Raw genomic sequence first — 12,796 nt, forward strand, 5'->3', positions numbered from 1 at the left:
GTCAGCGGGCCATGGATGGCCCGCGGCGGCGAATCGGACAGGACGTCTGCTGAGCCGTGACGACCATACCCGCCAGGCCGGTGCCCGCACCGTAAGAAGCCGCAACAAACCGCCCAAACACGAGCGCGCCCCTAAAAAATCCACCCCACAAACCCGAAACCCAAGACAACCCCCCCAGCAAAGAACACCCCCAAACCCCACCCACCCCACCCCCAAGTATGTATAATTCGTACATACTTTCCGGAGCCTACCCATGGAAGCGACCGTCGCCGAACGCGGCCAGATCACCCTTCCCAAGACCGTGCGCGACGCGCTCGGCCTCACCAAGGGCAGCGTGCTGAAGGTCGAACTGGAAGGCAGCCGCATCGTGCTGCGCAAGAGCGTGGACGACGCCATCTCCCGCGTCCGCGGCAAGTTCACCCGCGACCCCTCCGCCGGCCCGGAGCAGGGCTGAGCCCGTGATCGCCATCGACGCCCCCGTCCTGGTCGAGCTGCTCACCGACGGCCCCCAGGCCGACGCCGCGGAGGCCTGCCTGCGCCAGTGCCTGGGCAATGGCCGCGTCGTGGTCAGCGACGCCGCCTTGGCCGAACTGTGCGCCGCGCTGCGCAATGGCGCCGAAGCGCTGGGCGCGCTGGAGGAGATGGGCATCCATTTCAACCCGGTCGAGGCCAAGTCGGCCCTGCGCGCCGGCGAGATGCAGCGCCGCTCGCGCCAGCGCGGTGGCGCCGCAAGGCCGATCGCCGATTTCTTGGTCGGTGCCCACGCGCTGCTGCAGTGCGATGGCCTGATCACCCACGACACGAATTTCTATCGCGACTACTTCAAGGGCCTGAAGCTGATCGTGCCGCAAGCCTGAGCCCAAACCACCGAATCCTTTTTCCGATTCCCGGAGTGTTGTCATGTTGGAAGCCTATCGCCACCACGTCGCCGAACGCGCCGCGCTCGGCATCCCGCCGCTGCCGCTGAGCGCGCAGCAGACCGCGGATGTCATCGAACTGCTGAAGAACCCGCCGGCCGGCGAGGAAGCCTTCCTGGTCGACCTCATCACCCATCGCGTGCCGGCCGGCGTGGACGACGCCGCCAAGGTCAAGGCCTCCTACCTGGCCGCCGTGGCCTTCGGCACCGAGAAGACCCCGCTGCTCAGCCCGCAGCGCGCCACCGAACTGCTGGGCACCATGCTCGGCGGCTACAACATCCATCCGCTGATCGAACTGCTCGACAACCCGGAACTGGGTGCCGTGGCCGCCGAAGGCCTGAAGCACACGCTGCTGGTGTTCGACGCCTTCCATGACGTGCAGGAAAAGGCCGAGAAGGGCAATGCCCACGCGCAGGCCGTGCTCAAGAGCTGGGCCGCGGCCGAGTGGTTCACCAGCAAGCCGGAAGTGCCGCAGAGCCTGACCATCACCGTGTTCAAGGTGCCGGGCGAAACCAACACCGACGACCTGTCGCCGGCGCCGGACGCCACAACCCGCCCGGACATCCCGCTGCACGCGCTGGCGATGCTGAAGAACAAGCGTCCCGATGCGCCGTTCACCCCGGAAGAAGACGGCAAGCGCGGCCCGATCCAGCAGATCCTGGACCTGAAGAAGAAGGGCCATCTGGTCGCCTACGTCGGTGACGTGGTCGGCACCGGTTCGAGCCGCAAGTCCGCCACCAACTCGGTGCTGTGGTTCACCGGCGAGGACATCCCGTTCATCCCGAACAAGCGCTTCGGCGGCGTGTGCCTGGGCTCGAAGATCGCGCCGATCTTCTACAACACCATGGAAGATGCCGGCGCGCTGCCGATCGAACTGGACGTCTCCCAGATGGAGCACGGCGACGTCATCGAGCTGCGCCCGTATGACGGCAAGGCGCTGAAGAACGGCGAAGTGATCGCCGAGTTCGAACTCAAGAGCGACGTGCTGCTGGACGAAGTGCGCGCCGGTGGCCGCATTCCGCTCATCATCGGCCGTGGCCTCACCGCTAAGGCGCGCGAAGCGCTGAAGCTGCCGGTCACCGACCTGTTCCGCCTGCCCGTCAACCCGCCGGACACCGGCAAGGGCTTCTCGCTGGCGCAAAAGATGGTCGGCCGTGCGTGCGGCCTGCCGGAAGGCCAGGGCATGCGCCCGGGCACCTATTGCGAACCGAAGATGACCTCGGTCGGCTCGCAGGACACCACCGGCCCGATGACCCGCGACGAGCTGAAGGACCTGGCCTGCCTGGGCTTCTCGGCCGACCTGGTGATGCAGTCCTTCTGCCACACCGCCGCCTATCCCAAACCGGTGGACGTCAAGACCCACCACACGCTGCCGGAGTTCATCTCCACCCGCGGCGGCGTCTCGCTGCGCCCGGGCGACGGCGTGATCCACAGCTGGCTCAACCGCATGCTGCTGCCCGACACCGTCGGCACCGGCGGCGACTCGCACACCCGCTTCCCGATCGGCATTTCGTTCCCGGCCGGCTCGGGCCTGGTCGCCTTCGCCGCGGCCACCGGCGTGATGCCGCTGGACATGCCCGAATCGGTGCTGGTCCGCTTCAAGGGCCAGATGCAGCCGGGCGTGACCCTGCGCGACCTGGTCAACGCGATCCCGCTGTACGCCATCAAGCAGGGCCTGCTGACCGTGGCCAAGCAGGGCAAGAAGAACATCTTCTCCGGCCGCATCCTCGAAATCGAGGGCCTGCCGGACCTGAAGGTCGAGCAGGCGTTCGAGCTGTCCGACGCCTCGGCCGAGCGTTCGGCCGCCGGCTGCACCGTGCACCTCAACAAGGAGCCGATCATCGAGTACCTCAACAGCAACATCACGCTGTTGAAGTGGATGATCGCCGAGGGCTATGCCGATGCACGCACGCTGGGCCGCCGCATCAAGAAGATGGAAGAGTGGCTGGCCGACCCGCAGCTGCTCGAGCCCGATGCCGACGCGGAATACGCCGCGGTGATCGAGATCGACCTGGCCGACATCCACGAGCCGATCGTCGCCTGCCCGAACGACCCGGACGACGTGAAGACGCTGTCCGAAGTGGCCGGCGCGCAGATCGACGAAGTGTTCATCGGCTCGTGCATGACCAACATCGGCCACTTCCGTGCGGCCGCCAAGCTGCTGGAAGGCAAGCGCGACATCCCGACCCGCCTGTGGGTCGCGCCGCCGACCAAGATGGACGCCTCGGAGCTGACCAAGGAAGGCCACTACGGCACCTTCGGCACCGCCGGTGCGCGCATGGAGATGCCGGGCTGCTCGCTGTGCATGGGCAACCAGGCGCAGGCGCGCGAGGGTGCGACCGTGTTCTCGACCTCCACCCGCAACTTCCCGAACCGCCTGGGCCGCAACACCAACGTGTACCTGGGTTCGGCGGAGCTGGCGGCGATCTGCTCGCGGTTGGGCAAGATCCCGAGCAAGGAGGAGTACATGGCGGATATCGGCGTGATCAACAGCAAGGGTGCCGAGATCTACCGCTACATGAACTTCGACCAGATCCAGGATTACCAGGAAGTGGCCGATACCGTCGCGGCGTAAGCCACGCGGGAAGGAATGCAGAAAGCCCGGCGAAAGCCGGGCTTTTTGTTTGAATTTTCTAACTGTTCGGCAAGATGTGTCCGAAAGCGGTGGACGCTCGATGCGACTTGGGAAAGCCTGATCGTGCGGAACGACCCGCGAAATCAAGGTGATACATCCATGCGTGAACTAACGATTGATGAGATCAAGTCGGTTGATGGCGGTGCCTATGCCGAGCGTCACCAGGTCCAATTCCGCAACATGATGGTTACCGCCATCGGGGGCGCGATCATCAGCGGGCCGGCAGGTTTTGCCGTTGGGCTCGTGGTCGGCGCGATCACCAGCTACTCCGCCCGGTGAGGCGGCAGGGGCGCCGCAGTCGGCGCCCCCCTTGCTCTTGCGTCAAGACAAAAGCGAGTGCGCATGTATAGAGAGCCTCGATGTGTCCTGCGGCTGCTGAGTTACTGCGGCCTCCCGAACTTCCTCAAGCAGAAGCAGCATCGATTCGCCCATGCCTTCTGGATGCATGGATTGAATTTCCTGCTCACCTTCGGCCCCGTGTTTCTGCTCTTGCGCTTGTGGATGGGGCCGCCAGGCGGCTGGCTGCTCGCGTTCTGCGTGCTGGTTGCGGGATCATTGGTCTACGGCCTCATGATGGCCAGTACGCAACCGCGCGCCGAGTGAGGTACCTCACCGCGCCGCATGCCGGAACGGCCACGGGTCGTCATCCCCGGCGCCGCCGCGCTCGGCGCACACCGCGCGGAACATCTCCACGAAGGCCGATTGCTGCCGGGTAGGGTGCCAGTCCGCGCGGGTCGTGAGGCCGATGCGCCGACGCAGGCCTTCACCGGCGCTGGCGAGTTCGGTCATCAGCCCGGCGCGGCGCTCGATCAGGAACTGGTCGCGCGACATCAGCGTCAGCCAGTCGTCCTCCAGCAGCAGGCCGCGCGTCACCAGTACCGAGCCGCACTCGATGCGCGGTGGCGGCGGTGCGTGGCCCTGGTCGAGGAACATGCGCTCCCAGCGCGCCCGTACCGGCGCGCCGGTGGCGGCGATGACCCAGGGGTAGTCGAGCAGGCGCTCGAATGCGAAGTGCGTGCCGGCCAGCGGGTGGCCGGCGCGGGCGACGATCACCGGGTCGTCGTCGAACAAGCCTTCCTGCACCACGTCGCGCACGGGCAGGCGGTCGCGCATGGCGCCGACCAGCAAGTCGAGGTTGCCCTCGCGCAGGTCGTTGAGCACTTCGGCATAAGGCCCTTCGACCACGTTGATGCGGGTGTTCGGATACGCCCGCGAGAACCGTGCCAGCACCTGCGGCAGCAGGATGGCGCGGGCCAGCGGCATCACGCCCAGTGCGATGCGCCCGCCGCGCTCCGAACGCAGCGAGGCCAGTTCATCCACCCCGGCCGACAGTTCGGCCAGCGCCAAGCGCACCAGCCGCAGCATGCGCGTGGCCGCCGGCGTGGACTGCACGGTCTTGCCGCGGCGCATCGTCAGCGGCACTTCGATCAGCTCGGAGAGGTCGTGCACCGCGCGATACACCGCCGGCTGCGAAATACCGCTGCGCGCGGCGGCCAGCGAGTAGTTGCCGGCCTGGTCCACCGCGGTCAGCGCACGCAACTGGCCCAGCGCCACGCGCCGCTCCAGCCCGGCCAGCGCGGGCAGGCGCTGCGAACGCCGCGCCAGCCGCACGCCGTGCGCGATGTAGGCCAGGGCGCGCTCGATGCGCGGCACGAGCAGTTGCGCCGCTTCGGTAGGCGCCATGCCGCCGGGCTGGCGATCGAACAACGTCGAGTGCAGTTGCCGCTCCAGCTTGGCGATGGCCTGCGTCAGCGCGGGCTGCGAAAGATTCACCTGCGGCGCGGTCGCGCTGATGCCGCCGCTGGCGACCACCACGGTGAGCGCGTGGAGGTGGCGAAGGTTCAGGTCCGGGAGCTGCTCCATGGATCAACTATAACCAAAACCAATGGCCGTCTCGGAAAACGATCTTGAGCCCCCGCGCGGATCGCGGCCAGACTCGCTCATCCCCAACGAAGGATGGATGGATGTCCCGGGTCGTCACCCATATCGAACGCACCGATCTTGCCCTTGTCGATGGCCTGGCCGAGGCCGGCGTGGCCACGGTCCACGAGGCACAGGGCCGCAGCGGCCTGCTGCATCCGCGCATCCGGCCCGTCTATGCGGGCGCGCGCATTGCCGGCACGGCGGTTACGGTGTCGGTGCCGCCGGGCGACAACTGGATGATGCACGTGGCTATCGAACAGCTGCGCGAGGGCGACGTGCTGGTGGTCGCCCCGACCAGCGAATGCTGCGACGGCTATTTCGGCGACCTGCTGGCCACATCCGCGCAGGCGCGCGGCTGCCGCGGCTTGGTCATCGACGCCGGCGTGCGCGATGTGCGCGACCTGACCGCGATGGGCTTCCCGGTGTGGAGCCGTGCCATCCACGCGCAGGGCACGGTCAAGGAAACGCTGGGCTCGGTGAATGTGCCCGTGGTGTGCGCCGGTGCGTGGGTGCAGCCGGGCGACGTGGTGGTGGCCGACGACGATGGCGTGTGCGTGGTGCCGCGTGCCGACGCGGCGCGCGTGCTGGGCGAGGCCCAGGCCCGCGAGGCCCGCGAAGCGGAAAAACGCGAACGGCTGGCGCGCGGCGAGCTTGGCCTGGACATCTACCAGATGCGCGAGCGGCTGGCGGCCAAGGGCCTGACTTATGTCTGAGCCGGTGCGCGCGATGTGGATGCGGGGCGGCACGTCGAAGGGCGGGTTCTTCCTGGCCTCGGACCTGCCGGTCGATACCGCTGCGCGCGACGCCTTCCTGCTGCGCGCCTATGGCTCGCCCGACCCGCGGCAGATCGACGGCATGGGCGGCGCCGACCCACTGGCCTCCAAGGTCGCGGTGGTGTCCGCTTCCGACCGCGACGACGCCGATGTCGATTACCTGTTCCTGCAGGTGTTCGTGGACCAGGCGCTGGTCAGCGATGCACAGAACTGCGGCAACATGCTGGCCGGCGTCGGTCCGTTCGCGATCGAGCGCGGCCTGGTCACTACGCAAGGCGAGCGTACCGAGGTGCGCATCTTCATGGTCAACACCGGCAAGCTGGCCACCGCCACGGTGGAGACGCCCGCCGGGCGCGTGCGCTACGACGGCGACGCGCGCATCGACGGCGTACCCGGCACCGCCGCGCCGGTGCCGCTGGCCTTCGCCGACATCGCCGGTTCGTCCTGCGGCGCGCTGCTGCCCACCGGGCGGGCACGCGACACGATCGACGGCATCGACCTCACCCTGATCGACAACGGCATGCCCTGCGTGGTGATGCGCGCCGAGGACTTCGGCATCAGCGGCTACGAAGACCGCGAGACGCTCGACGCCCATGACGAACTGAAGCGGCGGCTGGAATCCATCCGCCTGCAGGCCGGTCCGCTGATGAACCTCGGCGATGTGGCCCAGGCCTCGGTACCCAAGATGATGCTCGTTGCCGCACCGCGCGAGGGCGGTGCCATCAGCGTGCGCTCCTTCATCCCGCATCGCTGTCACGCCTCCATCGGCGTACTCGGCGCGGTCAGCGTCGCCACCGCCTGCCTGCTGCCCGAATCCCCGGCGCATGCACTGGCCCGGCTGCCGGAAGGGCGCTCGCTGCGGCTGGAAGTCGAACACCCCAGCGGCAGCACTGGCTGCGTGATGGACCTCGACGACGCGGGCCAGGTCGTGCGCGCGGCGGTCCTGCGTACCGCCCGCAAGCTTTTCGACGGTGAACTGTTCGCCTGAAACAGACGCCGGCTTCATTATCATCATTGACCTGGGAGGGTTGACATGACCGTGGTAGAGAAGCGGCCCGGCCGCTTCGGAATCTTTGGCCAGCTGTGGTTCCAGGTGCTGGCCGGCACGCTGATCGGCGTGCTGCTGGGCTGGCTGCAGCCGGATATGGGCTCGGCGATGAAACCCTTTGGCGATGCCTTCATCAAGCTCATCCGCATGATGATCGGGCCGGTGATCTTCGTCACCGTCGTGCACGGCATTGCCGGCATGCGCGACATGAAGAGTGTCGGCCGGCTGGCGTTGAAGTCGCTGATCTACTTCGAGGTCATCACCATCGCCGCGCTGGTCATCGGCCTGGTGGCGGTGGACCTGTGGAAGCCGGGCGCGGGCATGAACATCGACCCGGCCACCATCGATACGGCAACCATCCAGGGCTACGTGCACACCGCGCACGACCAGTCCATCGTCGCCTACCTGATGGGCATCATCCCCAACACGCTGGTCAGCGCGTTCACCGAGGCCCACGTGCTGCAGGTGTTGTTCGTCTCGGTGCTGTTCGGCGTCGCGCTGGCGGCGGTGGGCGAGCGTGGTGAGCCGGTGATGAAGGTCATCGAGTCCACCTCCAGCGCGCTGTTCAAGATCATCGGGTACGTCATGTACTTCGCCCCGATCGGTGCGTTCGGCGCCATCGCCTTCACCGTGGGGCAGTTCGGCGCCGGCTCGTTGCTCTCGCTGGGCGAGCTGATCATCGAGTTCTTCGTGGTGTGCGGCCTGTTCACCGTGATCGTGCTCGGCGCGGTGGCGTGGTGGTGCGGCGTGAGCCTGTGGCGGCTGATGGCCTACCTGCGCGATGAAATCGTCATCGTCGCGGCGACGACCTCCACCGAGACCGTGCTGCCGCGCCTGATCGAGAAGATGAAGAAGCTTGGCGCCGAGGAAGGCGTGGTCGGCTTCGTGATTCCCGCCGGCTACTCGTTCAACCTCGACGGCACCTGCCTGTACCTCACCACCGTGGCGCTGTTCCTGGCCCAGGCCACCAACACCGAACTGACCGTGTGGCACCAGCTCGGCCTGATCGCCGTGTTGCTGCTCACGTCCAAGGGCGCGGCGGGCGTGGCCGGCGCGGCCTTCGTGGTGCTGGCCGCTACGCTGGGCACCACCGGCACGATTCCGGTGGCGAGCATCGCGCTGATCCTGGGCATCCACCGCATCCTGGCCGAAGGGCTGACCTTCGTGAACCTGATCGGCAACGCGGTGGCCGTGCTGGTGATCGCCAAGTGGGAAGGCAAGCTCGACGAGCGGATGCTCGCCGCGCAGGTCGGCACGCGCCGGCTGCGCCAACGGCACGCCGGCCTGCCCGCGCACCAGCAGATCTGATCCGGGCGGCCGCAGGCACCGCCGCGGCCGCCCGCTTACCCCATTCCAGTGCCGGCCGCAGACGGCCGGACAGGAGGCTTTGTGTCCCGTATTTCCCGTTGTACCCGCAGTGCGTTGGCGCTGTGCATCGCCGCCGGGCTTTGCGCGCCGGCCTGGGCGCAGGACGAAGCCGGCGCCAGGACGCCGGGCAAGGTACGCGACGGCATCGACCTGACCCTGGATTTCGTCGGCAACGTGGCTTCCAACCCGGTGGGCGGCGTGGAGCAGGGCACGGAAGGTTCGTACTGGGTGATGGCGCAGTCGAAGTTCGACCTCGACAAGTTGTTCGGCGTCCACAACACCGACGTGGACCTGCAATGGGCCTGGTTCGCCGGGCGCAACCTGGCGCGCGAGAAGATCGGCAGTTCCATCAGCGCGCAGCAGACCTGGCGCCCGGTCGCCGGTGGCCGCCTCACCCGCATGACCGTGCGCCACCGCTTCGACAACGGCCTGAGCATCACCGCCGGCCGCGCGCCGGTGAACAGCTACTTCAACAACTCCCCGCTCAACTGCGTGTTCATGAGCAACGCGATGTGCCTCACGCCGTATGGTGCGATCACCGACCTGGGCATCACCGCGTATCCGAACTCTTCGTGGGCGGCGATCTTGCGATACGACGTCAACGACCGCTGGTACGCCCAGACCGGTGCGTTCGATTACAACAACGACCTCAACAAGGCCGGCAAGAACGGCCTGGATTTCTCCTTCGGGGAGGGAACCGGCACCATCGTGCCGTTCGAGGTCGGCTACCAGACCAACGCGAAGAACGACCCGCTGCCGCGCGCCTACCGCGTGGGCGTGTACCACAACAGCGATGGCGGCAAGAGCCCTTACTGGGACATCAACGGCAACCCGGCCGGGCTCACCGGCAAGGCGTTTGCCAGCCAGGATGGCTCGCGCGTGGGCTGGTACGCCATGGCAGACCGGACCGTGTGGAAGCAGGGGCCGCGCAGCCTGGCGCTGTTCGCGCGCTACTACGTCAATACCGGCAACGATGCGCCGATCGATTACTTCGCGTCCGCCGGCTTCGTGAAGACCGGCACCTTCGCCGGACGCGACCGCGATACGCTGGCGATGTTCGTCTCCAACACGCATTTCAGCGACAGCCAGCAGGCCTACCTGCGCGACCGCCGGATCCGCAACGGTGGCAGCGGCACGCCGGACAACAACGAGATCATCGCCGAGCTGAGCTACGGCTGGGCGGTGCATCGCGGCGTCCGGCTGATGCCGAACCTGCAATACATCGTCCATCCCGACCCGATCTACGCGCCCACCCGCACCACCGACATCCCCGATGCGCTGGTGGTGGGCCTGCGCGTGGACGTGCATTTCGCCCAGCTGTTTGGCTGGTGACCTTCCTCCCCCACGAGGCCTGCCCATGATCATCGACTGCCACGGTCACTACACCACCGCCCCCAAGGGCCATGACGCTTTCCGCAAGGCACAGGTCGCGCATTTCGACGACCCGTCGCTGCCGCCGGCGGTGTACCCCACGATCTCCGACGACGCGCTGCGCGAGAGCGTGGAGAACCACCAGCTGCGCCTGCTGCGCGAGCGGGGCGCGGACATGACGATCTTCTCGCCGCGCGCCAGCACGATGGCCCACCATGTGGGAGATGAGCGTGTCAGCGCCGAATGGACGCGCCGTTGCAACGACCTGATCGCCCGCGTGGTCGGGCTATACCCCGAGACCTTCATCGGCGTGTGCCAGCTGCCACAGTCGCCGGGCGTGCCGATCAGCCATTCGATCGGCGAGCTGGAGCGTTGCGTCAACGAGCTGGGCTTCGTGGGGTGCAACCTCAACCCGGACCCGTCAGGCGGACACTGGAGTGGCGTGCCGTTGACCGACAAGGCCTGGTATCCCTTCTTCGAAAAGATGGTGGAGCTGGACGTGCCGGCCATGGTGCATGTGTCCGGCAGCTGCAACCCCAACTTCCACGCCACCGGCGCGCATTACCTCAATGCCGATACCACGGCGTTCATGCAGTTCCTGCAGGGTGACCTGTTCCGAGATTTCCCTGAGCTGCGCTTCATCATCCCGCACGGCGGCGGCGCGGTGCCGTACCACTGGGGCCGCTTCCGGGGCCTGGCCGACATGCTGGGCAAGCCGCCGCTGGACACGCACGTGATGCGTAACGTGTTCTTCGACACCTGCGTCTATCATCAGCCGGGCATCGATTTGCTGTTCGAGGTGATCGACATCGACAACATCCTGTTCGGTTCGGAAATGGTCGGCGCGGTGCGTGGCATCGATCCGCAGACGGGCCATTATTTCGACGACACGCGGCGCTATGTGGATGCGCTGGGACTGGCGCCGGCCGACCTGCACAAGGTGTACGAAGGCAATGCGCGGCGCGTCTATCCGCGCCTGGACGCGCAGCTGAAGGCAAGGGGGCTGTGATGGTCGCCTTCCAGAAAGATGCGAACTGGCTGGACTGGTGCGCGCACCCCAGCAAACCGGCGTTCGTTCCGCCGGCGGGTGCAGTGGACGCACATTGCCATGTGTTCGGACCGGGCGACGAGTTTCCGTATGCACCCGAGCGCAAGTACACGCCGTGCGATGCGGGCAAGGCGCAGCTGTTTGCCCTGCGCGATTTTCTTGGCTTCGAGCGCAACGTGATCGTGCAGGCGACGTGCCATGGCGCGGACAACCGGGCGTTGGTGGATGCGTTGCAAGCGGCGGATGGGCGGGCCCGCGGCGTGGCGACGGTGCGCGACACGGTGACCGATGCGGAGCTGGCCGCGCTGCATGCGGCCGGCGTGCGCGGGGTGCGCTTCAACTTTGTGCGGCGGCTGGTGGATCCGAAGCCGGATGCCTACTACCGGGCGATCATCGAGCGGATCGCGCCGTTGGGCTGGCATGTGGTGATCTATTTCGAGGCCGCGGACCTGGCCGAGCGCTGGGACTTCTTCACTTCGCTGCCGACGACGGTGGTGGTGGACCACATGGGCCGGCCGGATGTGCGGCTGCCGGTCGAGGGGCCAGAGTTCCAGCGGTTCGTGCGGTTGATGGACGAGCATCCGAACGTGTGGAGCAAGGTGAGCTGCCCGGAGCGGCTGTCCGTGTCCGGGCCCCCAGGGTATGACGACGTGGTGCCGTTCGCGCGCTACCTGGTGGAGCGGTTCCCGGATCGCGTGCTGTGGGGCACGGATTGGCCGCATCCCAACATGACTTCGCATATGCCCGATGATGGGAAACTGGTGGATTTTATCCCGCGCATCGCGGTGAGTGCGGATTTGCAGCGGAAGTTGTTGGTCGATAATCCGATGCGGCTTTACTGGGGCGCGTAGAGCGGCTCTCCGGGTTTCATGCGGCGGCCTTCGGGGGCGGCGGGCGCTTTCGGGACACGCCGTGAATCCATCCATGGAGGCTCGTAGGCGACATCCATGTCGCCTACGGTCCCGAAAGCGCCCGCCGCCCCCGAAGACCGCTCAGGTTTCCCACGAACGGATACGCGCCGCTACATACTGTGTGGCGCGCTGGTCGTGTCTTTCTCCTGCTCCTCGTGGGAGCGGCTTCGGCCGCGACCCGTCGACCTACAGGATTCCCGGAATCAGGGCGCGCGTCCGCTGTTTGTACGCGGCATACCGTTCACCGAATTGTTCGCCCAGCCAGCGCTCTTCCAGCCGCAGCTTGCGCCAGAACGAGACGAACACGATCGCCAGCGCGATCAGCCCACGCCAGTCGCCCACCTTGATTGCATTGCCGAGGAAGGCGAGCAGCAAACCGGTGTAAATCGGATGGCGTATCCAACGGTAGGGGCCGCGCTCGATGAGCTCATGGTCCTGCTTGAGTTGCACCACGCTGCTCCAGTTGCTGCCCAGCAGGTGGCGCGACCAGATCGCCAGGGCGACACCGACCCATGCGAGCGCCACGCCGGTGGCCCTGATCGGAATGCTTTTGGGAACGAAGCGTTCGCTCAGCCAGCTGCCTTCGTACCATTCGCCCGGGCCCAGCAGGAGCACCGCGACCAGCAGGGGCAACCAGTACACCGCCAGCTGTCGCCATGGGGTTTCGCTGCGGCTGGCGCGTTTCACCCGGCGCGCGGACCAGATCCAGTAACCGAGGAATACCAACCAGGCGAGGGAGAGTGCGGCGTCGAGAAAGGCTTTCATGGGCGCAACGTAGGGGCGATGGGCCGATCCTACCGGT

Annotated in this window: 13 protein-coding genes; 11 read left to right on the forward strand and 2 right to left on the reverse strand. The window is 67.0% G+C overall.

Going from position 1 to position 12,796, the window contains the following annotated elements:
• Nucleotides 1-253: 253 nt before the first annotated feature.
• The 5 genes from P6166_RS14020 to P6166_RS14040 all read left to right on the forward strand — a co-directional run bounded on the left by P6166_RS14020 (nucleotide 254) and on the right by P6166_RS14040 (nucleotide 4,155).
• Nucleotides 254-454, forward strand: a complete 201-nt coding sequence (locus P6166_RS14020) for an AbrB/MazE/SpoVT family DNA-binding domain-containing protein (protein ID WP_130320098.1) — start codon at nucleotides 254-256, stop codon at nucleotides 452-454.
• Between the two features lie 4 nt (nucleotides 455-458).
• Nucleotides 459-857, forward strand: a complete 399-nt coding sequence (locus tag P6166_RS14025; protein ID WP_130320097.1) for a type II toxin-antitoxin system VapC family toxin — start codon at nucleotides 459-461, stop codon at nucleotides 855-857.
• Nucleotides 858-900: 43 nt separating this feature from the next.
• A complete protein-coding gene (acnB, locus tag P6166_RS14030) occupies nucleotides 901-3,492 on the forward strand; it encodes a bifunctional aconitate hydratase 2/2-methylisocitrate dehydratase (protein WP_277765073.1) in 2,592 nt (863 codons plus the stop codon).
• Between the two features lie 15 nt (nucleotides 3,493-3,507).
• Entirely contained in the window at nucleotides 3,508-3,831 is a 324-nt protein-coding gene (locus P6166_RS14035) for a Blp family class II bacteriocin (protein WP_277765074.1), read from the forward strand.
• A 171-nt stretch (nucleotides 3,832-4,002) separates the two neighbouring features.
• A complete protein-coding gene (locus P6166_RS14040; RefSeq protein WP_277765075.1) occupies nucleotides 4,003-4,155 on the forward strand; it encodes a hypothetical protein in 153 nt (50 codons plus the stop codon).
• Between the two features lie 6 nt (nucleotides 4,156-4,161).
• Here P6166_RS14040 and P6166_RS14045 read toward each other — a convergent pair whose 3' ends face one another.
• On the reverse strand, nucleotides 4,162-5,415 hold the full coding sequence (locus P6166_RS14045) for a LysR substrate-binding domain-containing protein (protein WP_345781878.1): 1,254 nt from the start codon (nucleotides 5,413-5,415) through the stop codon (nucleotides 4,162-4,164).
• Between the two features lie 101 nt (nucleotides 5,416-5,516).
• Between P6166_RS14045 and P6166_RS14050 the strand changes: the two genes are divergently transcribed.
• The 6 genes from P6166_RS14050 (at nucleotide 5,517) to P6166_RS14075 (ending at nucleotide 11,934) form a co-directional block, all read left to right on the forward strand.
• Entirely contained in the window at nucleotides 5,517-6,188 is a 672-nt protein-coding gene (locus P6166_RS14050; RefSeq protein WP_277765076.1) for a 4-carboxy-4-hydroxy-2-oxoadipate aldolase/oxaloacetate decarboxylase, read from the forward strand.
• Nucleotides 6,181-7,236, forward strand: coding sequence for a 4-oxalomesaconate tautomerase (locus P6166_RS14055; protein WP_277765077.1), 1,056 nt, complete (start codon nucleotides 6,181-6,183; stop codon nucleotides 7,234-7,236). The genes P6166_RS14050 and P6166_RS14055 overlap by 8 nt, the downstream gene beginning before the upstream one ends.
• Before the next feature lie 45 nt (nucleotides 7,237-7,281).
• A complete protein-coding gene (gene dctA, locus P6166_RS14060; protein ID WP_277765078.1) occupies nucleotides 7,282-8,604 on the forward strand; it encodes a C4-dicarboxylate transporter DctA in 1,323 nt (440 codons plus the stop codon).
• An 81-nt stretch (nucleotides 8,605-8,685) separates the two neighbouring features.
• Complete coding sequence (locus tag P6166_RS14065; protein WP_277765079.1) at nucleotides 8,686-9,996, forward strand: carbohydrate porin; 1,311 nt, start codon at nucleotides 8,686-8,688, stop codon at nucleotides 9,994-9,996.
• A 25-nt stretch (nucleotides 9,997-10,021) separates the two neighbouring features.
• Complete coding sequence (locus tag P6166_RS14070) at nucleotides 10,022-11,044, forward strand: amidohydrolase family protein (protein WP_277765080.1); 1,023 nt, start codon at nucleotides 10,022-10,024, stop codon at nucleotides 11,042-11,044.
• Nucleotides 11,044-11,934 carry an amidohydrolase family protein gene (locus P6166_RS14075; RefSeq protein ID WP_277765081.1) on the forward strand — a complete coding sequence of 297 codons (891 nt, stop codon included), beginning with the start codon at nucleotides 11,044-11,046 and terminating at the stop codon, nucleotides 11,932-11,934. Before P6166_RS14070 ends, P6166_RS14075 begins: the two co-directional genes overlap by 1 nt.
• Nucleotides 11,935-12,180: 246 nt before the next feature.
• Here the strand turns inward: P6166_RS14075 and P6166_RS14080 are convergent, their stop codons facing one another.
• Nucleotides 12,181-12,759, reverse strand: coding sequence for an isoprenylcysteine carboxylmethyltransferase family protein (locus P6166_RS14080; RefSeq protein ID WP_277765082.1), 579 nt, complete (start codon nucleotides 12,757-12,759; stop codon nucleotides 12,181-12,183).
• Nucleotides 12,760-12,796 lie beyond the last annotated feature (37 nt).

The organism is Stenotrophomonas sp. HITSZ_GD, from assembly GCF_029543105.1.
GTDB lineage: Bacteria > Pseudomonadota > Gammaproteobacteria > Xanthomonadales > Xanthomonadaceae > Stenotrophomonas_A.